Here is a 20,372-nt window from a genome sequence, read left to right as displayed (position 1 = left end):
AAACTCTAAAGTGGATGCTTACGAAGTAAGTTTTCTACGAAAACTCTAAAGTGGATGCTTACGAAGTAAGTTTTCTACGAAAACTCTAAGGTGGATGCTTACGAAGTAAGTTTTCTACGAAAACTCTAAGGAGGAGACATTCATGATGGAACGATTACGCGATGGAAACCTCAAGCAGTCTGCCCGAATCGCAATTATAGCTACCCTTATTCTGGCTATGATATTATCTGCTTGGACGCATTTTATTGCTTTTGCAGGCAAGGAGGGTGTATTTGTTAGTAATTCCGTATATTTTACGCTGGAGGATGTAGCTGTATCTAAAGGATCGGATACGCAAGCTATGCGTTTTAGCATCCAATTAAATAATGATAGTGACTCGGTTGTTGACTTTAACCATTATGGAATAAAAGCTACAACAACTGCTGGAGGCAACTATTCGGCACAAATGTCCAAGGCGGCCGATGCCCTAGTTGCTCCACATACAGCAACCAAGTATTATTACACAGCAACGATTCCGGCAATGGTAACTACAGATCAACTGCAGGTTACAGTGTTTGCACGTAATGGCGGAAGCTTGCAGGATGTAGGTTCGCTTTCTGTTGCTAACGCACAAGCATTGGGCGAGCAGGCTGGGCAGCTGCTAGTGAATCTAGCAGATGTAGATACATCGCTAACAGCGAGCTCCTATGTTACGGTTCAAGCGCTTAAAGCGATTATGGTACCACAAGAGGGGAAATGGACGATCCTCGTAGATGCGTCTGTAACACCAACGGGCTCGGAAAGTATTACGCTACCCTCAGGGTTAAAATATTTATTACATGACGGACCAGGCAGTACCTTGCTGTTTACGTCCAATGCTATTGATGGAAATACGATAAACGCCGGCCAAACCAAGCATGTATTGCTAACGGCTACCGTTGACACCTTCCCTAATGTAAATACGATGTCGCTGGAGCTCGCTAATGATAGCGTAGGCATATTATCATTGGGTAAGCTATCCTTAGCCTCATTATTCCATATCGCCAAGGTGGGCGACAAAATTCCATACATTGTTCAAGGACGTGAAGGGTTAACACTGGAAGTGCAAAAGGCTGAGGAACAATTAGTTTCCAATAAAAAGGGTGCACTGATTACGGCTGTCTTGCATAATGACAGCAAAAGCACCATGCAAGCTCCGTCCTTGATCGGAACGATCATTTCAACTGAAGCTGCGCTTTCGATCGCAACGGATAACATTACAACGCCAGATGCGTATATTGCGGCGGGTGAGTCCGGTATTTACCGATTTGCGCTTCAATTACCTGAAGGAATTGCCCCAGACAAGCTGCAATTCATGGTATCGGATAATCAAAAAACATCTGCAAGCACTTCATCCGATTCGTCTACGACCACGACCAATGAAACGGCTGCAGCCACTACCGCAGCTAGCACAGCAGCAACTACTGCTACGAGTAAGGCGGCAGGAGCTTCTGGAGTCTCAGGTACTACGACAACAGGAACTGGAGCATCCAACTCAGCAAGCGGCTCCACATCGAGTGGAACTGCGACAACAACTCCGGCAGCTTCAACAGGTAGTTCGTCGTCAAACAGCTCATCAAGCGGATCTTCAGCATCGGCGGCCTCAATCACGAGCACGATCCCAATTGCGCTTGTCAGTCTGCAGGATGGCATTACCGCTGCCGCTAGCTTAAACAATATTATGCCATATACACTCGGCCAAGCCTTTCTTTTTAACTCCGGCAGCGATCTGATTGATCCTAATCTCGAGGTTTCCGTAGTAGAGCTGAATGGGCATACCAATGCCGACAATGGCTACCAAACGGTAATTGCCAAATTTAAGTTTTTGAACAAAAGCAAAGAAACACTAGCACTTCCAGCCTTTGATACATCATTGACCGACACATCGGGTACTTCATTCCCCGGCACACGCCAAACAACGACTTTAACACAGCTAATTCCGGATTCAGCTTATGTTTACAGCTACTCCTACATGCTGCCTCCAGCAGTTAACGGAGACTTCAAACTAAGCATATTGGATGCGTCCAATTCGTCCAAGTTAAAGCTGCCGATTGCAGAGTATAAGGTAACTGTAAGCCAGACGGGTGCAGACGATCCGAAAGCCATCAGTAAAGTGCTTGCCTTCTACCCGTATACAATCAAAATTGAAAATTGGGAATTGTCTTCCGTATTCAGCTCAAACGCTTATACGTATAAATTGAAATTAGGTCTTGATATTCAGAAGGTAGCTGAGGTTATTGTGGACAATGACTTTGCTAAGCTGGAATTCGAGATTGTCGATGGCAGAGAACGGGTATTGGGAACCTCAGAACAATTGCTGCAAGGAACAGGCAAATTGATTAATGGTTCACAAACAATCTCGTTTACTGATATCAAATCGGAGCAATTGGATTATCCGTTAACTCTTCGTATCTATGAAAGCATTACAACCTCTACAGGCATCGCCAAAAGACTGATCGCTACATTTGAACAGTAATCTGAACAAATACGCAAAAAAGAGCAAACCCACAAAGGGCTTTGCTCTTTTTTTTGTCTGTTTCGCTGTCAAAGCCGAGTACAATAAAGCCTTGTTTTTTGCCTGCTGTATTTATATCATAAAGAAGTGATTCATTTTCGGAATATTTAAATTACAAATTTATTCATAAGGAGTTATGCCATTCCAAGCTTGAGGATCACTCATCTGCTGTAGCAGCTCCGATCTTCGATGTTAAAGGAAATGTGGTAGCAGGCCTCAGCCTCGCAGGATCTGATATGAGATTCCAGCAAGAGCATATTGCTGAATTGAGCGCTAAGGTGATGGAGACTGCCAAGCTGATTTCAAGCAAGCTAGGCTGGAAACAATCATGGGTAAGAGGTGAGTAGCATGTCCAATGACCAAATGGATGCTGGACTGAATGCAGATGTGGAGATGCCTAGTGTTGAGAAGAACAAGAAGGTGGCTGAATCCGATGTTGGAGAGTACGTGGAGCTGTCACCTCTTGGAGATACGGTGGTTATTGTTACGTTAGGCAATGGAACTGACCAGCACACGCACCGGAAAGTACAAGCTTTAAGCCTTTACTTAAATCGGTATCCCTTTCCCGGTTTGGTTGAAATCGTCCCTGCTTTTGTGACAGTTGCCGTTTATTATGACCCTATAAAGCTGCGGGATCCCCTTACAGGGGCTAGCTGGAGGTCTGGAGCGGGTGGGACGGTTTCGCCTTATACATGGATTTGCCGGATCCTAGAGGGCATTATTGCAAATCTGGCTGACCAAGCTGCCGAGGCGCCGCGAACCGTCCATATCCCCGTATACTATGGGGGAGAATGGGGACCGGATTTGCCTGCTGTCGCCCAGCATAACGGACTTACCGTGGATGAAGTTATCGAGCTTCATGCGGCACCGGAATACTTGGTGCATATGATCGGATTCGCCCCGGGCTTTCCTTATCTGGGTGGTATGTCCAGACGAATTGCAGCACCAAGGCGATCTACACCCCGTTTGACAATTGCCGCAGGTACTGTAGGGATAGGGGGCCAGCAGACCGGAATTTACCCGATATCCACGCCAGGTGGCTGGCAATTAATCGGAAGGACACCGGTAACACTCTTTCGCCGGGACAATGAAGCGCCCAGCTTACTGCAAGCTGGAGACCGGGTAAGGTTCCAGCCGATTAGCCATAAGCAATATCTGGAGTGGAGGAGGAGCGAGCATGAGTATTCAAATTATACTTGCGGGTCTTCTTACGACGATTCAGGATAAAGGAAGGTTTGGCTTTCAACAGCAGGGTGTGATTGTCAGTGGAGCGATGGACAGCTTTGCGTTTAGGGTTGCTAATCTGCTTGTTGGCAATGATGAAGGTGCCGCGGCTTTGGAGGTAACCTTGATCGGGCCAAAGCTAAGGTTCGAGAGAGATGCACTTATCTCGATCTGTGGGGGGCAGCTAGCCCCTGTTGTGGACGGAGAGCCGCTTCCCTTATGGCGCCCCGTCTATGTGCAAGCTGGCCGTAGCTTGGAGTTTGGGGCTTGCCAAGCAGGGGCACGGGCCTATATGGCCGTTGCCGGGGGCTTTGACGTGCCTTTGGTGCTGGGTAGCCGCAGCACCTATCTGCGGGCCGGCTTGGGCGGCTACGAAGGCCGGGCATTACAAGCTGGGGATGAGCTGCCCTTAGGCCAGCCATCCTCGTTGGCGATCGCCTATATGCATATGCTGTGCCACGCCAAGGAAAGCAAAACGAACCCGCTGCCTTTTGGCGCAGCCAATTGGAGTATCGGCCACGAAATACGCCCGGCGTATAGCAAGGAGCCAACCATACGGATCGTTCCGGGGCGTGAATATGCCCATTTCACCGAGGAAAGCCGGCAGGCATTGGTTGCGGCCAGGTTTCCGGTGTCCTCCCAATCCGATCGGATGGGCTACCGTTTGGAGGGAGCTATTCTAAACCTAGCCGAGGTCTGCGAGCCGATATCCGAAGCCGTTTCCTTTGGCACTGTCCAGGTGCCCGCTGGCGGTAATCCGATTATTTTGATGGCGGACCATCAGACAATCGGCGGGTATCCGAAGATCGCACAGATTGCCACTGTAGATTTGCCGCTTCTTGCCCAATTAAAGCCTGGCGAGGCTGTTCGCTTTCGTATGATTTCCCAACAGGAGTCCGAGGCGCTTTATCTTGAGCATGAAATGCAGACGTATCAATTGTCCAAAGCGATTGAAATTCGTTATAAAGAAATGAGGTAGGCGATCAGGATGAAGATTACACTCGATTTGAATTGCGATCTTGGCGAAAGCTTTGGTGTCTATAGGTTGGGGCAAGATGAGGAGTTGCTGAAGCTAATTACTTCAGCGAATATTGCCTGTGGGTTTCATGCGGGGGATCCTGGTACGATGAGGACAACAGTTAAGCTTGCTCTGGAGCAGGGTGTGGCGATTGGAGCGCACCCGGGCTTGCCGGATTTGATTGGTTTTGGTCGGCGCGAGATGAGTATGACACCGCAGGAAGCGTATGAGCTAATGGTATACCAGATTGGTGCCTTGGACGGCTTTGTGAGAGCGGAGGGCGGGGTTATGCAGCATGTTAACGCATGGAGCTTTATATAATATGGCTGCACGAAATTCGGAGCTAGCCGATGCGATTGCCGATGCTGTCTATCGTGTGAATCCTGAGTTGATTCTGTTCGGACTCTCAGGCAGCGAGCTTATCCAAGCGGGGAACAGAAGGGGCTTGCGAACGGCTAGCGAGGTTTTTGCCGACCGTACTTATCAGCAGGATGGAGCATTGACACCCCGGAATAACTCGGATGCCTTGATCAAGGATCCCGGGCAAGCACTGAAGCAGCTGCTGCAAATGGTCAAGGAGGGCACCGTATCATCGCCTCAAGGCACTGCTGTGCCTATCCTTGCCGAGACCATTTGTATTCATGGAGATGGGGAACAGGCCTTGTTGTTTGTCCGTCAAATCCGCGAGCTGTTAATTGCTGAAGGTATCGTCTTGTGTGCGTTCGGAAACCAAGCAGGAAGGGCTAAATTATAGGCCTCATATCGCGGCTGCTAGCAGGCTTTTTGTGCATCCGATTAGGGACGGGGGTTCAGCTTATAAGCATGGAGGGCAACCTCAAGGCAAAGGCGTTTGGCCGGTTGCAGATAGTCCTCTCCTAGCAACTCCTTCAGCTTGTCCAAGCGGTGATAAAGCGTCTGTCGATGGATGAACAATCGCTCCGCTGTTTCTTGCTTGGCTCCCATACATAGAAGGAAAGTTTCCAATGTTTCCAATAAGGAGGAATGGTACTGCTGGTCGTACGCCAGGACAGACCCCAAATGATAATTGGCAAAGGAGTCAAGCTGCTGCAAATCGGCCATACCCTTGAAAATTTGATAAATGCCTAAATCCTCATAAAAAGGACTCAGCGGCTTTGACGAAAGAGATTGGGATACAGAGAGTGTATCAAAGGCTTCTTTGAAGCTGGCTGACGCGTCCACTAACCTCCGCTTCATGCTTCCAAATCCGGTTACGATTCGAAGGGGCCTTGCTACATTTTGGAAGACGGTGTTCCTTAGTTGTTCAAGCGTTTTGAGTAAGGGCTCTTTAAAAATGTTGATCGGAAGTACAGAGGCAAAGGATTCCTTCACACAAAGCAAGTGAATTTGATTGTTTTGTGCTAAAAGCAGATTGTAGATGCCATTGTTAGATAGCAAGGAACGCAGTAATACAAGAAAATCTTGATTTCTCGCTTCGAACTCCTCCTCGTCCTGAACACTTAATGGCTGTTCGATTTCGATGATGCCCGCCAAGAACCAATACTTGCCATTATTTTGCCGGCGAAGTCCAATGCGAGCTAGCGCTTGCTCCTCATTAACTACCTTATGCTGAAGAATATCATGAATCAATTGAGAGTGGCTTTCTGTTGTTTTTTGCTCCAGAAACAGCTTGCGAAGCAGGATGTGGGCGATCGCTTTGCCAACATAATCAAGCAGCAATACTTGATCCTCGGTTGGCTCTTGGTCGTTCAGGACGATGCCTACAAACGATAAGGTTTGTCCCAAGCAGATTACAGGCTGAGAGAGAATCGTTTTTTTTGCGGTAAGCTTAAACACAGTATTCTCTGAGGTAGCCGAGGAGGAGGAGGGAAGCTCCAATTCAAGCTGATACTGACGAACCAATTTCTTGGCAATTGCGGAAGAGACCGATGGAGCAAAGCTTGGCTTATCCACGATGGAATAATAAATAACCTGTAAGGACGTATGCTCATTCAGCAGCTTAAGGATAGCTTGAATATTAGTCGATTCCAAACTTAGCTGCTGAAGCTTTCGCGAGAAAAGCTCTAAATTTTGCAGGATTTGATATTGCTTATTAATCAACAAGGCATGAATGTCTTGGGTAATATCAACGAACCGAACTGGCGATTCAAAAACGATCAACGGGAAATGATATTCGTTGGCCAAATCGACCATATCCTGCGGGAGTGACTTGAAATAATGGCCTAGCTCGACACATAAGCCTGCTGCTTGGAGATGGATCAGCTCTTGCAGATACATCCTTCGCTGCTCGCTGAATTGGTGAATGCCAAGTCCTGTAGTAAGAATGAGGTCGTGCTTATTCGCATAAGGCATAGCGCTTGTAATTTCCAAAATATGAATCCAGCCGACGCTACGCAAGATACCGTTATGGCCAGCAATCAATTTGGCTTGATGGAATAAGGGGCGCTTCAACAGATCCTGGATCGTTAATTGATCGATATTCAATACGTCGGCCTCCCAGCATGGTCTCTACACAAAGTGTGAAAATGTATAAACGCGAAAATATGTAATATCCATAATGTAACAATAATTATAGCACTTATCTTACATTATGTATGATGAAAAAGAGCGCTATTCAAGTTACCATTTGATTATAAAGAAATAGGAGGCAATCAAATGGATAATCAACCGAACGAATCGACAGATCCAGCCAACACCTCAGATTTCAATCAACAATCATTGCTAGACAAAGACAGGAAGTACCTATGGCATCCTATGACACCCCATAATCCCGATCCAATGATCGTCGAGTCTGGGGAAGGCAGTTGGATTACAGATATTGAAGGCAAGCGGTATTTTGATGGCATGTCCGGCTTATGGTGTGTCAATGTCGGACACGGTCGGGAAGAAATCGCTGATGCGGCCGCCCAGCAAATGAAGAAATTAGCTTATTACCCGCTCACTCAAAGCCATCCGCCTGCGATCCAGCTATCCGAGAAGGTGAACGAATGGCTCGGTGGCGGTTATCGAATTTTTTATTCCAATTCAGGCACGGAAGCCAATGAGGTAGCTTTCAAAATAGCCCGTCAATATCATCACCAGAATGGGGAGCCCACCCGCTATAAGTTTATTTCCCGACATCGTAGTTACCATGGCAACACCATGGGGGCTTTGGCGGCAACCGGACAATCACAGCGAAAAACTAAATACGAGCCGCTTGCTATGGGATTCCAGCATGTGGCACCACCCTATTGCTACCGCTGCCCGTTCGGGAAAACGAAGGATACCTGTAGCATGCAATGCGCCCAGACCTACGAGGATGTAATTAACTGGGAAGGTGCCGAGTCAGTGGCGGCCGTCATTCTTGAGCCTGTTATTACAGGAGGTGGCGTTCTTGTACCTCCCGATGGCTATCTGAAAAAAGTGCGCGATATATGTGATAAATATGGAGTTCTGATGATTCTTGATGAGGTCATTTGCGGATTTGGGCGTTCCGGACAGCAATTCGGCCATCACAATTATGGTGTCGAGCCCGATATCGTGACGATGGCTAAGGGAATGACCAGCGCTTACTCTCCACTTTCGGCAACAGCTGTTAGAGCGGGCATGTATGAGACCTTTATGGGTTCAGGAGCAGACAGCCACTTCCGCCATATCAACACATTTGGTGGCAATCCGGTTTCTTGTGTGGTTGCATTGAAGAACATAGAAATTATGGAAAGAGAACATTTAGTGGAGCGCTCAGCTCAGCTAGGTAAAGCTTTACGTCAAAAGCTGGAGGTGCTAATGGCGCATCCCCATGTAGGGGAAATTAGAAGCTTTGGCTTTATAGCGGGTATCGAGATGGTTGAGGACAAAAAAAGCAAGCTGCCCGCAGCGGCAGACAAGATGCAACAAATAATAAGTGAATGTAAACAACGCGGGTTATTAATTGGCAAGAATGGAGATACCGTTGTAGGCTTCAACAATATTATTACGTTATGCCCACCTTTTGTTACATCAGATGAGGAATTGGAATTTATTGTACGCACGCTTGAGGAAGCATTCGCAACTTTAAAATAGTGAAATACGAAAGGGGGGATGGGATATCGTCAGGATTATTAGAGAGAGTTATCGGAACTCGTGTTCGCATAATTCCGGAATCCATGTTATAATTATCTGATCTAAAGTAAAGGCAATCTTTACGAAAGGAAAGGATAATAAGCTTATGACGGGACGAACCCACCTCATTGTGAGTACTGGAGTAACCATGTCCGTTCTGCAGCTAATGGGGCAGGGAGTCTCCTTGCCCGGATTTGCTATTGCACTGGTTAGCTCGTTGCTTCCGGATATTGATGAACCAAATAGCCTGCTTTTGCAGAAGTCGCTACCCAAATCGCTCATCCTCAAATTAAAGCTGGCATTGGCAGCTGGCGGTATTGGTTTTATGATATATGCATATATCCAGCTCTTTTTTCTTCCTTATAGCTATGGAATTGGCTTGATGATGGTTGCATTATGCTGGGTAAACCAACGCTTATTTCGCCAATTGGTGATGGCAGCATTGGGCGGGCTGCTGCTTTATATGGGGGCGGAAGGCGGACCCTGGTTTGCGGTAATTGGAGCGCTGTTAATGGTTTGTTCTGTTCTTCCACATCGGGGCTTGACTCATTCCATTTACGGAATTGCTATATGGGGCGGGCTGCTTTATGCTGCTTCCAGCCAATTAAATATGCCTTTGTACATAGCTGGAGCTACCTCTTATTCACTTCATTTATTATGTGATGCTTTTACGAAGCATGGCGTCCAGTTGTTTCCGCCACTTAAGTGGAAGCTAAGGATTCCGCTTATGAGCACAGGCAAGTTTAGTGGGTTTTTAGTCGAAAATATATGTATCACCTTAACCTTAGTTTTGCTATGGCATGCATTTATTGTACCATTTGGCGGACAAGCCGTAGGCTTGTGGGATTATTTGACCAATAAGGCTGGTGTATGGCTGCAATAGTTACGCATAGGTAACTAGGTAAAGCCTAGGTCAGTTATTTTAAATCACCGTACTAAAGGCTATAATGATGGGGAACCCGATTATACAATGGATGTATTAGAAAATGGAGGCCGATCATGAACACTTTTCAATTTCAGAATCCAACACGGATAATATTTGGTCCTGGTACCGTAGACACGCTTGCCGAACAGCTAGCTGAATACGGCAAACGCGTGCTGCTTATTTATGGAGGCGGAAGCATCAAAGCGAGCGGATTGTATGACCAAGTCCAGTCGCAGTTAAAGCAAGCAGGGGCGGTTGTGCATGAGCTTGCTGGTGTTGAACCCAATCCACGTGTTTCTACAGTTCGCAAAGGGATTGCGCTATGCCGTGAGCATCAACTGGATTTCATCCTGGCCGTAGGCGGAGGCAGCGTGCTTGACGCAGCTAAGGCAGTAGCAGTGGGTGTTCCTTACGAAGGTGATGTATGGGATTTCCTAACCTATAAAGCTGAGATCAAATCAGCACTTCCACTGGGTACGGTATTAACCTTAACGGCTACCGGTTCAGAAATGAACGGCAGCTCGGTGATTACAAACTGGGAGGAAAATCTTAAGAAAGCATTCGGCAGCATTCATGCTTATCCGAAGTTCAGCATTCTTGATCCTACCTGGACCTTTACGGTTCCAGCTAACCAAACTGTGAACGGTATTGTTGATATGATGTCCCATGTATTCGAGCAATACTTTAGCTTAACCTCGGATACGCCGCTTCAGGAAAGATTATGTGAATCCATCCTGCAAACCGTGATTGAAAACGGTGAGCTTGCTTTAAAGCAGCCAGACAATTATGCGGCACGTGCCAATTTGATGCTTTGTGGAACCTATGCCTTGAATGGCGGCATGATTAGTGTCGGGATGCAAAATGATTGGGCATCGCATATGATTGAACACGAAATTAGTGCGATCTATGATATTGCCCATGCAGAGGGCTTGTCGATCTTATTTCCCAATTGGATGAAGTATGTACACAAGGAGCGGATCGACCGTTTTGTGCAATTTGCGGTTCGTGTCTGGAATGTCGATCCAGCAGGCAAATCGGATGAGGATATTGCACTTGCGGGTATCCAAGCAACCCGTGATTATTTCACGAGAATTGGCGCTCCTGCGAGCCTTGGCGATTTGAAAATTGACGGCAAGGACCTAGAGCGGATGGCCAAAGAAACCGTACGCTACGGACCGGTGGGTTCTTTCAAAAAGCTGAATGAGGAAGATGTGCGTCAAATATTGGAGCTAAGCCTGTAGATTAAAGTCCACAACTATATGCGAAGCTAGTCATTTATATTAGGTGCGAGTCCATGATAGGTGGAATACCCCAGACGATGTTCCATGTCTGGGGTATTTCCCATGTGCGCCGATTATTTCCCGGGCAAGCGCAATACTTGATAAAACCACCCAAGATTCGACAGACTGCCTGAAAACTATAGGGCGGTCTATGAGCAAATCAGGAGAATGTTGTCATGATAACGCTCTCAATAGCCGACATCAGTCATAAGGCTTAAAACCTTTTGTAATCGAATGTATTCATTTTTCTCCAAGCCTGGACGGAAATAGCTATACAAATAGGCAGCCTCGTCAAAGCTTAAAGCCGGATGGCAGACAATTTCCTGAATCGAAAGGGGATTATCGATAATAATTTGCCATTCACCGCTTCGTTCTTCTATAGGAATTTGCTGCATAATACCCGATTTAATGGCAAGTATTTGCTTTAGCTCCTCCCAGATTCGTGACCAAGAAGGGCTAAATATACCAGGCTCGGGAAATAATTGCTGAGCATGGTCGATCCACTGGCCAAACTGCTTGATTTCAGAATCCTGAACATGGCGAAGCTTCTGTTTAATACCTTCTAACAAATGATGAAAAGCGGAGTAGCCTCCATTTTGAATGAATTGTTGATAATCAGCTTGCTTCTGTTCAGACACTGCGCAGACCAACTGCTCCCAAGCAACATGGCTCATCGATTGTTTCAACTCCTTGAAGTAGAAGATAGGTACATCTATCTTTTTAATTTAGCATAAATTCCGCTTGAAAAAAAGATGGGATATAAGACAAAGAGCGGTATCACGATTGCTCGGAAGGTGCAGCTTTCTCCAGTTTCAATCTGCGATTGGCTACATAGATGCCCATGAGGATCAGCAGGGCTCCTATAAAATGATATAGATGAAGGCTCTCTCCAGTAAAGGCTGTGGCAAAAATCGTACTGAATAAAGGGATCAGGTTTAAAAAACCTGCACAACGGGCTGGTCCAATAAGGGCAATCGATTGGTTCCAGGCCGAGAAGGCCACTAACGAAGCCAATACACCGATATAAAGCAGGCCCATCCATATTCCAACCGAGCTGTGAAGAACAGGCTGGCGCACCATCGTTTCCACTACAGAAAGAGGAATCAATATGGCTACTGAAAGAATGATCGTATACATAAATAAGGCTTGGCTGGGGATTTGCTTAGCGTAATGCCTCATCCCAACTGAATATAATGCCCAACACATAATCGCGGCCAACATCCATAAATCGCCTTGATTAAAGGAAAGCCCGATTAGGATTTCCCAGCTGCCGCGGGTTATCATCCACAGCACACCAAGCATGGACAGCCCAATCCCCGGTAATATAGATAGACGGATTCGTTCACGAAGCATCATCCATGTGGCCATAATAATCAGGATCGGGGTAGCCGCATTCATGACGGCAGCATTGATCGAGCTTGTATATTGCACAGCGATGTAGACAAGTGTATTAAAGCCGGCAACTCCTGTTAAGGATAGGAACAACAAGACCTTCCATTTCTCGATAAATAAGCGTCGATGCTTCCACGCCTCTTTGACATATAAAGGTGTAATGGCGATCAAAGCGATACACCAACGAAGCGTCGCTAACAAAATGGGAGGAATATCAGCAACAAGAACCTTGCCAACGACAAAGTTGCCTCCCCACAAGCAAGTGGCTACTATTAATAAAAGATAGGGTGATCGCCAATTCATGCGGACAGTCTCCTTTTGAATCAAGTGGTGGATAAAATGACTTTACCTTCATTCAATTATACAAGGAATGTGAAAAATTTCCCCCTATATTCATGAGTAATCTAAGCAGGAGGCCTACAACATAATATTGAATGTACCGAGCAAGTAATTCCAAGAACGATCCATTCCTTTTGGAGCTCAGTCAGCACCAGCCAAGCCCCCATATTTTGACTTTGGCAATTCCATTGTGTACCATATAGAATAGCAAACATGCTATTACACAAAGTTATTATCAACATTTTAATCGAAGGGAGACCATTCCAAGATGTATGATATTATTGTAATCGGAGCGGGTCCAGCAGGAGCAAGCGCAGCTTTATTCGCTGCTAAATCAGGTAAGAAAACTTTGGTTATCGACAACGACCAGAGCATTACGAAACGCGCATGGTTAGAGAATCATTATGGAGTATCAGAGATTTCAGGACCGGATCTGGTCGAGATCGGAAAAAGCCAAGCGACTAAATTTGGGGCTGAGCTGGTTCAAGGCAAGGCGATTAATATCGTTAAATCCGAGGAAGGTTTTCATGTTGTAACGGAAAGCGATCGTTATGAAGGCAAGCATATTATTTTGGCGACTGGAGTTTTAACCGAGCTTGCCCAGCAAATCGGAATCGACACGAAGCCAGGTACAGAACCACGGATTAAAACCGTATATGATACCAAACCGGATGGCAAAACAACCGTTGAAGGCATCTGGGCAGCGGGAACAGCGGCGGGTGTCAGCGTTCATACGATCATTACCGCAGGCGATGGCGCGAAGGTAGCCATTAACGTCATTAGTGAAATCAATGGCGAGCGTTATGTCGATCACGATATGATGAAATAACTCAATACCCCTGCAACAAAAGCACCACATCCCCACTTTAAATAGGGGGATGTGGTGCTTTTGTTGTTCCCATATGCCTGCCCTCGCGAACGCAAATCGTTATGTATAATCGCGTAAGCCTTTTTTCTTAGTATTAATGTTTTCTAGCCTGCGCTTGGCATCACTTTAATATCCGAATCCAAGGTGGATAGAAAATCATAATTTTTGTTGAAAGTAAAAATCCGTTTTACTTGATAGCTTAGCATAACGACAGCAGTTAAGGCTTCACTAAGCGACAGCCGCAGATCAGGACAGCTGCTGATTAACTGCTTCGATTCCTGCTCAAGCTCGGGGCTGCCCGGAATGATTTTAATGATCCCTTTGGCGGCTGATTGATCCACAATATCAATAAAAAATTGCGCATGGTCGAAGCCAAAGCTGTTTCTCAACCATTGATGGGTGTCGAACACAATATAGTTGGTCGTAATTAAGGGGCGCTCCAAGTCGTCCAAATCGAGAAATAGTGCCTTTGCCCGGCTATAATGAATATGCTGCTCGTCCATTAAGGAAGATAATGCGCTTTGGTCCAGAAAGACGGCCTTGCGGAAATCCTGTTCTTCATTTCTCAGCATAGGTTTCACCTCGGTACTGGGTAAATTCGCGTTTGGATAACCCATCCAAATAAAGCAGCGGATTGCGTTCTAATTGGTCTCTAGGAATAGCTTGTTTAGCGATACTATGGGTTTCAGACCAGTATTGGTGAAGGATATGATTAATTACGGTGCTAACGGTCGTATGTTGTTTATCGGCTTGAAGTTGGCATTGGTCCAGCAGTCCAGGATCAAGGTCCAGTACCGTGGCTTCGTCTGTTTCTCCGGGTTCAGATTGGGATCCGGATATGAGCTGGCTTGCTGCTGTTTTCCATTGCTCAAAACGGTTTTGCATCTTATGTTTGGCAGTATCCATCAGGTGAGCACCTCCGTTTAAGTTTGAAAGCAAATATAGCAGTTTCATCCAATAAAACTGCTTAACATATACTTCGAAGCCCATCCGTATTTTCAGGGGATAGAACACATATTGTAAAGGGCTTTCTATTGACACTTACGAGTGATAATGATAATCTTTATCAATATAATAATTTTCCAAAACCTATCGAGGTGACGTGATTTGAAAATATTGGAGAAGATGGAGACCTTTATTGTTTTAGCGGAATGTAGCTCTTTCACAGAAACAGCCAAAAGGCTATTTTGCTCCCAACCGACCATAAGCAACCATATCCAGCATTTGGAGGAACTGTTTAAGACCACGCTTTTTCTCCGTACCGGGAAAAGCGTCCAGCTAACAAAACAGGGCGAAGTTTTGCTCGAATATGCAAAGCAAATGACGTTTCTCGTTGAAGAAGCTGCTATCAAAATTAAAAAGGTATCTCAGCAGGATTCCGTACTTTCTGTTTATGTGAGCAACTATATTGCCGGTTATTTTTTTTCGGATATTCTAAGCCATTTTCATACCGAATTTCCGAAGCAATTATTGGAGATTTACACCTATTGTTATGATGATCTCGTACGCTGCCTCCGTGAAGGTAGAACGAATGTGGCGTTTATGCCTATTTACCAAGAGGATGAATATATCCGCAGCCAATATGATATTACGGTTCTTTTCGAGGACGATTTTCCGCTCATTCTTCCTATAGACCATGCCTGGAGCAGCCGCAAGGTACTCTACTGCCGGGATTTACATAATGAGACGATCCTGCTCCCCCAAAGCCCTTATTTGCAGCAATATATTACAAAGCAAGTGGAGAAGCAGCACGTTAAAGTGCGTTTTTTACAGATGAGTAATTTCGAAATGATCAAGCAAGCCGTTAAGTCCAAGCTGGGCATTGCTTTTCTTCCCTATACAACAGTAATTAATGATATTAAACATGGAGGCCTTCAGGCCAGATCGGTTTCTTCCTTAAACCTTACACGGACGAATGGTTTTGCAGTTCGCAAAAACACAAAGCTGACCCCAGCCGAAACCGCGTTTTGTCAAGATGTGGAACGATATTTTCTTACCAGCCGGAACTCTCTGTTGCTATAGGGCGTTTTTTATGCGCTGCAACATTTCTTATAAGTGGATTAAGAAATCGAATGACAACGTAATAAGATTGATAGATCAAGCTAATATCGAGTAAAAGAAACGATCACTCTCATTTATTGATATTGATATTCATTTTCATTAATTGTAAGATTTTTTTTGTCAGTACATAGCCTTAACAAGTGATGCAACAAAGGCACCTGCTTTACAGCTGGAGGCTGGTTTTTTTAATGGATTTCTCATGCCCAGCACCTTGGTCGAGGAATTGATAGGCTTTCGTATACGACCTGAGCAATTGAAGCAATTGCCGGGAAACACAGACCAATATTATTTGCGGCAAGCTGGTGGTGCTTTGATTTTGGAAGGGGGGTAAAGAAACCGACATGCGAATTCTTTTATTGCTATTGACAATGCTAGGCTTGCTGCTGCCATCCGTTGCTTCGGCACATGTCGTTAACGAGCAAACGATTTACGAGGATATTCAGTTTTCTGCTGCTAAGGAGCCAATTGTTAGCTTAAGTGCAATTGGCGTGATCCCCTACGAGCATGGCGCTTCGCTTTTTAAGCCCAATGATCCGTTAAGCCGAAAGGATCTTGCCTATTGGGCAGGATCCTTCCAGCAGCTTCCAGCGGCTAGCCCTACAGCATCAGATATAGCCAAGGCTGCCGAGAACGCGGGACTTGTAAGCTCATTGCAAGGCAATGCGACGTATCGCGAGGTTAGCCAAGCTTTTTTTGGAGGGCAAGCGAAGGTAGCTACTGGGCAGCTTGACAGTGAGCTGACACGCGAAGCCTTTGTGCTATTTATGACCGCCAATCTGGATCAGCAGGTTGGCGGGAACGCTGCTGGCCATACAAATGGCACCAACAATACTCATGATAAAACTCTCTATGAAATGGCAGGCTTTACGCCAGGTCCGGCAGGCAAGATTGAAGAGATTAGTCAACAGGAAACCAAGGATGCAGAAGGAAAAGTGACTAAGACTTATATCCTGCAAATCGGCGGCAAAGATTGGAGCTTAAGCGACCATCCCAAAATTGCTAATGCAGCCGTTGATCCGGCTTTGTGGAAGAATAAGGAGCTCGTTCGGTCATGGACGCAAAAAGTGGGGAGCAATGAAGGTGTGATGCAGCTGCTTATTTTTGATAAACAAGCAGCAGGCTTAGATTTGGGTGCAGGCGTTGGCTCGAAGGAGACGAGTACGAACTCCTCTGTAAGCTCAGCTCATGGTGGGCATGGTGGTGGAACTGGTGCTACAGCTGGAGGTGGACACGGTAGTGGGACTGGAGGCACAACTGCAAGTGGGCATGGAAGTATGGCTGAGAGTGGACATATAAATACTAATGGCGGGACTCCAGAGGCGGTAGCGAAATTCCCATTTGTTCCACTAATCCTGCTGACGGCACTAGCCTTGATTGGTGGTTGGCTGTTTGCCAAAAGGAAAAGAAAAATGATTTAGAAAATTCAGCATAGTAAATTCGGTGAGACCGCAGGAGTGGTCTCTTTTTTGGTTTATACTTTATATATTTCAAACGAACATTCGATCCTATTCTCGAATTAACCTGAAATGTTCCTGATTGTTAAAAAGGTTGCAATATTTGGTGGTTGATGCTACTATGGGAAAAATTTTATGGATTGGAGGATGAGCGGATGAAACAAGTCACGGTCTACCAGTACAATGCATTTAGCAGGCTGCCCGATAAAGGAAATCCGGCTGGAGTTGTGTTAGACGCAGATGATTTAACCGACATCCAGATGTTGGAAATTGCCCGACGGGTAGGGTTCAATGAAACCTCATTTATTGTAAAATCGGAGGTTGCTGATCTGAGAATCCGTTATTTCACGCCGGGACATGAAATGAATCTTTGTGGCCATGCAACGGTGGCAAGCTTATATGCGTTAACAACAAGGGGGCTGTTAAGCCTTGAGGATTTGAAACTGGAAACGAAAGCCGGCCTTCTGCCGATGCAAATTCGTTTATCTGAAAGTGGATTTCCGATAATTACTATGCAGCAATCCCCTGCCCAATTTGTCGTTTTTGATGGAAAGCTAGATGAGCTGGCTGCTTCTATTGGACTTACTTTAGAAGATTTGGATTTGCAAAAGCCAACAGTTTACGGGAGTACCGGGATCTGGACTTTGCTGGTTCCGATCAAAGAGCTGGGAGCTTTTCAAAGAATGGTACCTAATAATATTCAGTTTCCTGAGGTGCTAAGGGGAATGCCAAGAGCTTCAATCCATCCTTTTTGCATGGAAACCTATGATCCAGCAGCAGATATGCATGCCCGCCATTTTTCCTCTCCCTATTCAGGTACCATAGAAGATCCGGTTACGGGAACGGCGTCTGGTGTAATGGGTGCTTATTATGCAACATACATACGTAACGGAATCGATGAACCTATTCAGCTAGTAGTCGAGCAGGGTCACGAAATGGAACGCGAAGGCCAGGTTGAGGTAACGGTTACACCGGCTGATAATAATTACGAGGTAACGATTAGCGGCTCGGGCGTGTACGTGAAGGAATTTCAAATAGAAATAACATCTGTATAAGAAAAGTAACGTTACAACACCATAACATAAAAAGTAGGCGATATTTTGGAAAAGTATAATAGCGTTGGCGTAGATGCAGGGGGCACCCTGATCAAAATAGCCTATAGGAATGACCAGCAAGAGCTAAGCTTCGAAAAGTTTCCGGTTTCCGAAATCGCCATGGCCGCCGCATGGATTCAAGAGCATTTTGCGGGTGCTGAAATTTGTGTGACAGGGGGTAAGGCGAAGCAGCTTCATGACCTCTTAAACCGTCCAATCCGCACCTTGGTAGAGTTCGACGCAACCTGTAATGGGGTTCAATATTTAATGGACATGCAGAAGCTCTCAGATGAGCCATTTGTGCTAACCAATGTGGGGACGGGCACCTCTATTCATTTTGTGGATAAGCAAAAGCACCATCGTCTTGGTGGCATCGGAGTGGGGGGAGGGACGTTGATGGGACTTTCCTTCTTGCTTACGGGTATCCAGAATTATGCAGAAATTGTTGAGGTGTCACGTCAGGGAAATCGCAAATTCATTGACTTGAAGGTTAGCGATATTTATGAAGGGATGGTGCCTCCGATTCCCGGTGACCTGACCGCGAGCAATTTTGGCAATGTACTCCAGCATCAAACTACCCGCCAAAACTCGGACATCTTAGCTTCCGTTATCGGACTTGTAGGGGAAACCATTACTACGATTAGTGTGCAAGCAGCAACTCAAAACGGTGCTTCATCTATTGTGTACATAGGCTCATCCTTTATCGGCAATGACGTGCTAAGAGATACAGTCGTTAATTACACGGTGCTTAGAGGCGCAGTGCCTACCGTTTTGCGAAATGGTGAATACAGCGGTGCGATTGGGGCTTTAATGTCGTAACTGAATTGACTAATGATGACTACATATATAGTGTCTATCTATGAACTACAAATGTAATACTGATAACCTTTACAAAACTAGGGTCAGGAGATCGGAAATGAAATCAGCTGCCACTGAAGCTGATGAAGCCTAAAGGTCTCTGTTAGCTTTAGGCTCACTAAAGAATTAATGGCGCTGCAGTACTTATTTAACCTTTATTTAGCCTTGGACTCTTTTTCGTTATCAATAGCTTCAGCCATCGTTTTGTCGGTTAAATGGGCATAGATCTGCGTCGTTTCGGGGGAGGCATGCCCTAGCTGATCCTGCGTTTTGTAGAGGTCATTACGTAAGTAATAATCGGTTGCAAACGAATGGCGCAGCTTATGAACGGACAGATAAGGCTTGCCAAAGCATTTGGCATACTTGATCACCATTTCCTGAATAGCGCGCTTGGTCATGCGCTCTCCTTCCTTTTTGCCATTGGCAATGGCAAGGAAAAGCGCTTTTTCCCGTTTTGGCGCTTTATAATCAAGCTGGCGAATTTCCAAATAAGCAGTGAGGCTCTCAGTTGCATCCTGGCGAAAATAAACTGGTGTTTTGAAGCTGTCGTCATTCGAGCCCTTACGGTACACGTATATCAGCTTTTTTTTCATATCGATATCGTCTATATTAAGGTTAACCACCTCAGAGACACGCAAGCCCGAATTCAAAATAAGCCGGATGATGCAAGCATCTCTGATCTTATTTAAGCGATAGGAATACATTGCCTGCTTATTGGCAGCCATCGTCTCGCCGTAGCCTTGCTCAATAAACGCCGTAAATTCGTGAATTTCCTGCTCTTGGAGCAGCTTGCCTTCAAGCTTGGCTGCTGTATCCTTAGGCTTGGACGTTCGTTTGACCTCAACTTTGGCCATCACATTCCTTTTTAGCAAAGGGTAAAACTGCTCATCCTCAGCAATTTGGCTTAAATAATGAAATAACGAACGAAGAGAAGAAAGCTTGCGTGATATCGTTACCCGGCTATTCGTGTTTTCCACACGTGTCATCAGGAACATCCGGAAATTATCGATGCTTTCCATATGCAGCTTCTCCAGCGCTTCAATTGGTATGTTCTTGATCAAATCTGTTTCTGCCAGCCCTTCTGCCAATAACCACGAGAAAAAGGTTTCATAATCACGCACATACTCCAGTAATGAGGAGGGCGAGAGGTCAGGCAGCTTATAATTGATGAATTTCTCCACGTACCAGGGCATGGTCGGGATTCTTTTATCCAGCTCTTGCCGGTCTTTAACTTTTAATATATTCATGTATGTACACCTCGATAAAT

At 45.7% G+C, this 20,372-nt stretch carries 19 protein-coding genes and 1 pseudogene; 14 read left to right on the top strand and 6 right to left on the bottom strand.

What is annotated here, in order from left to right; translation table 11 throughout:
* The first annotated feature begins 142 nt into the window (after positions 1 to 142).
* The 5 genes and pseudogenes from G9U52_RS12200 to G9U52_RS12180 all read left to right on the top strand — a co-directional run bounded on the left by G9U52_RS12200 (position 143) and on the right by G9U52_RS12180 (position 5,529).
* Positions 143 to 2,494: a hypothetical protein gene (locus tag G9U52_RS12200; RefSeq protein WP_166149830.1), complete on the top strand. Its 2,352-nt coding sequence runs from the start codon at positions 143 to 145 to the stop codon at positions 2,492 to 2,494.
* Between the two features lie 161 nt (positions 2,495 to 2,655).
* The gene (locus G9U52_RS39930) at positions 2,656 to 2,880 is read left to right on the top strand and encodes an IclR family transcriptional regulator domain-containing protein (protein ID WP_166150705.1); all 225 of its coding nucleotides are present in this window, start codon (positions 2,656 to 2,658) and stop codon (positions 2,878 to 2,880) included.
* A gap of 1 nt (position 2,881) precedes the next feature.
* A complete protein-coding gene (gene pxpB, locus G9U52_RS12190) occupies positions 2,882 to 3,760 on the top strand; it encodes a 5-oxoprolinase subunit PxpB (RefSeq protein WP_311764853.1) in 879 nt (292 codons plus the stop codon).
* Entirely contained in the window at positions 3,711 to 4,736 is a 1,026-nt protein-coding gene (locus G9U52_RS12185; protein WP_166149828.1) for a 5-oxoprolinase subunit C family protein, read from the top strand. The genes pxpB and G9U52_RS12185 overlap by 50 nt, the downstream gene beginning before the upstream one ends.
* 9 nt (positions 4,737 to 4,745) lie before the next feature.
* A pseudogene (locus G9U52_RS12180) lies at positions 4,746 to 5,529 on the top strand (LamB/YcsF family protein).
* A gap of 41 nt (positions 5,530 to 5,570) precedes the next feature.
* On the opposite strand, the gene G9U52_RS12175 reads toward G9U52_RS12180, so the two are convergent.
* Positions 5,571 to 7,238: a PucR family transcriptional regulator gene (locus tag G9U52_RS12175; RefSeq protein ID WP_166149826.1), complete on the bottom strand. Its 1,668-nt coding sequence runs from the start codon at positions 7,236 to 7,238 to the stop codon at positions 5,571 to 5,573.
* Positions 7,239 to 7,409: 171 nt separating this feature from the next.
* On the opposite strand from G9U52_RS12175, the gene G9U52_RS12170 reads away from it, so the two are divergent.
* The 3 genes from G9U52_RS12170 to G9U52_RS12160 all read left to right on the top strand — a co-directional run bounded on the left by G9U52_RS12170 (position 7,410) and on the right by G9U52_RS12160 (position 11,000).
* The gene (locus G9U52_RS12170; protein ID WP_166149823.1) at positions 7,410 to 8,795 is read left to right on the top strand and encodes an aspartate aminotransferase family protein; all 1,386 of its coding nucleotides are present in this window, start codon (positions 7,410 to 7,412) and stop codon (positions 8,793 to 8,795) included.
* Positions 8,796 to 8,940: 145 nt separating this feature from the next.
* Positions 8,941 to 9,717, top strand: a complete 777-nt coding sequence (locus tag G9U52_RS12165) for a metal-dependent hydrolase (protein ID WP_166149821.1) — start codon at positions 8,941 to 8,943, stop codon at positions 9,715 to 9,717.
* 116 nt (positions 9,718 to 9,833) lie between these two features.
* The gene (locus tag G9U52_RS12160) at positions 9,834 to 11,000 is read left to right on the top strand and encodes an iron-containing alcohol dehydrogenase (RefSeq protein WP_166149819.1); all 1,167 of its coding nucleotides are present in this window, start codon (positions 9,834 to 9,836) and stop codon (positions 10,998 to 11,000) included.
* 227 nt (positions 11,001 to 11,227) lie between these two features.
* On the opposite strand, the gene G9U52_RS12155 is transcribed toward G9U52_RS12160, so the two are convergent.
* Together G9U52_RS12155 and G9U52_RS12150 are read right to left on the bottom strand one after the other, a co-directional pair.
* A complete protein-coding gene (locus G9U52_RS12155) occupies positions 11,228 to 11,713 on the bottom strand; it encodes a hypothetical protein (RefSeq protein WP_166149817.1) in 486 nt (161 codons plus the stop codon).
* A 103-nt stretch (positions 11,714 to 11,816) separates the two neighbouring features.
* Positions 11,817 to 12,734 carry a DMT family transporter gene (locus G9U52_RS12150; protein WP_166149815.1) on the bottom strand — a complete coding sequence of 306 codons (918 nt, stop codon included), beginning with the start codon at positions 12,732 to 12,734 and terminating at the stop codon, positions 11,817 to 11,819.
* 304 nt (positions 12,735 to 13,038) lie between these two features.
* Here G9U52_RS12150 and G9U52_RS12145 point away from each other — a divergent pair, with 304 nt between their 5' ends.
* A complete protein-coding gene (locus G9U52_RS12145) occupies positions 13,039 to 13,599 on the top strand; it encodes an FAD-dependent oxidoreductase (RefSeq protein ID WP_166149813.1) in 561 nt (186 codons plus the stop codon).
* A gap of 143 nt (positions 13,600 to 13,742) precedes the next feature.
* On the opposite strand, the gene G9U52_RS12140 is transcribed toward G9U52_RS12145, so the two are convergent.
* Together G9U52_RS12140 and G9U52_RS12135 are read right to left on the bottom strand one after the other, a co-directional pair.
* Entirely contained in the window at positions 13,743 to 14,210 is a 468-nt protein-coding gene (locus tag G9U52_RS12140) for a type II toxin-antitoxin system VapC family toxin (RefSeq protein WP_166149811.1), read from the bottom strand.
* Positions 14,197 to 14,544: a hypothetical protein gene (locus G9U52_RS12135; RefSeq protein ID WP_166149809.1), complete on the bottom strand. Its 348-nt coding sequence runs from the start codon at positions 14,542 to 14,544 to the stop codon at positions 14,197 to 14,199. The genes G9U52_RS12140 and G9U52_RS12135 overlap by 14 nt, the downstream gene beginning before the upstream one ends.
* A gap of 201 nt (positions 14,545 to 14,745) precedes the next feature.
* On the opposite strand from G9U52_RS12135, the gene G9U52_RS12130 reads away from it, so the two are divergent.
* From G9U52_RS12130 to coaW, 5 genes are all read left to right on the top strand, one after another.
* Positions 14,746 to 15,660, top strand: coding sequence for a LysR family transcriptional regulator (locus G9U52_RS12130; RefSeq protein WP_243767299.1), 915 nt, complete (start codon positions 14,746 to 14,748; stop codon positions 15,658 to 15,660).
* A gap of 238 nt (positions 15,661 to 15,898) precedes the next feature.
* Positions 15,899 to 16,030 (top strand): hypothetical protein, encoded by a 132-nt coding sequence (locus tag G9U52_RS40865; protein WP_279538607.1) that lies wholly within the window; start codon positions 15,899 to 15,901, stop codon positions 16,028 to 16,030.
* 31 nt (positions 16,031 to 16,061) lie between these two features.
* Positions 16,062 to 17,117, top strand: coding sequence for a hypothetical protein (locus G9U52_RS12125; protein WP_207952933.1), 1,056 nt, complete (start codon positions 16,062 to 16,064; stop codon positions 17,115 to 17,117).
* A gap of 191 nt (positions 17,118 to 17,308) precedes the next feature.
* The gene (locus G9U52_RS12120; RefSeq protein WP_166149805.1) at positions 17,309 to 18,208 is read left to right on the top strand and encodes a PhzF family protein; all 900 of its coding nucleotides are present in this window, start codon (positions 17,309 to 17,311) and stop codon (positions 18,206 to 18,208) included.
* Between the two features lie 45 nt (positions 18,209 to 18,253).
* Complete coding sequence (coaW, locus tag G9U52_RS12115) at positions 18,254 to 19,066, top strand: type II pantothenate kinase (protein WP_166149803.1); 813 nt, start codon at positions 18,254 to 18,256, stop codon at positions 19,064 to 19,066.
* Between the two features lie 194 nt (positions 19,067 to 19,260).
* Here coaW and xerS read toward each other — a convergent pair whose 3' ends face one another.
* The gene (gene xerS / locus G9U52_RS12110) at positions 19,261 to 20,352 is read right to left on the bottom strand and encodes a tyrosine recombinase XerS (protein ID WP_166149801.1); all 1,092 of its coding nucleotides are present in this window, start codon (positions 20,350 to 20,352) and stop codon (positions 19,261 to 19,263) included.
* Positions 20,353 to 20,372 lie beyond the last annotated feature (20 nt).

The sequence above is a fragment of the Paenibacillus agricola genome (genome assembly GCF_011440305.1).
Lineage (GTDB): Bacteria > Bacillota > Bacilli > Paenibacillales > NBRC-103111 > Paenibacillus_S > Paenibacillus_S agricola.
The sequence above is the reverse complement of the archived record's forward strand: the minus strand, read 5'-3'. Positions and strand labels throughout refer to the sequence as shown.

Coding starts and splice junctions, on each gene's coding strand:
- G9U52_RS12200 (WP_166149830.1), top strand. CDS start 143: ATGATGGAACGATTACGCGATGGAAACCTCAAGCAGTCTGCCCGAATC.
- pxpB (WP_311764853.1), top strand. CDS start 2,882: ATGTCCAATGACCAAATGGATGCTGGACTGAATGCAGATGTGGAGATG.
- G9U52_RS12185 (WP_166149828.1), top strand. CDS start 3,711: ATGAGTATTCAAATTATACTTGCGGGTCTTCTTACGACGATTCAGGAT.
- G9U52_RS12170 (WP_166149823.1), top strand. CDS start 7,410: ATGGATAATCAACCGAACGAATCGACAGATCCAGCCAACACCTCAGAT.
- G9U52_RS12165 (WP_166149821.1), top strand. CDS start 8,941: ATGACGGGACGAACCCACCTCATTGTGAGTACTGGAGTAACCATGTCC.
- G9U52_RS12160 (WP_166149819.1), top strand. CDS start 9,834: ATGAACACTTTTCAATTTCAGAATCCAACACGGATAATATTTGGTCCT.
- G9U52_RS12155 (WP_166149817.1), bottom strand. CDS start 11,713: ATGAGCCATGTTGCTTGGGAGCAGTTGGTCTGCGCAGTGTCTGAACAG.
- G9U52_RS12150 (WP_166149815.1), bottom strand. CDS start 12,734: ATGAATTGGCGATCACCCTATCTTTTATTAATAGTAGCCACTTGCTTG.
- G9U52_RS12145 (WP_166149813.1), top strand. CDS start 13,039: ATGTATGATATTATTGTAATCGGAGCGGGTCCAGCAGGAGCAAGCGCA.
- G9U52_RS12140 (WP_166149811.1), bottom strand. CDS start 14,210: ATGCTGAGAAATGAAGAACAGGATTTCCGCAAGGCCGTCTTTCTGGAC.
- G9U52_RS12135 (WP_166149809.1), bottom strand. CDS start 14,544: ATGGATACTGCCAAACATAAGATGCAAAACCGTTTTGAGCAATGGAAA.
- G9U52_RS40865 (WP_279538607.1), top strand. CDS start 15,899: ATGCCCAGCACCTTGGTCGAGGAATTGATAGGCTTTCGTATACGACCT.
- G9U52_RS12120 (WP_166149805.1), top strand. CDS start 17,309: ATGAAACAAGTCACGGTCTACCAGTACAATGCATTTAGCAGGCTGCCC.
- xerS (WP_166149801.1), bottom strand. CDS start 20,352: ATGAATATATTAAAAGTTAAAGACCGGCAAGAGCTGGATAAAAGAATC.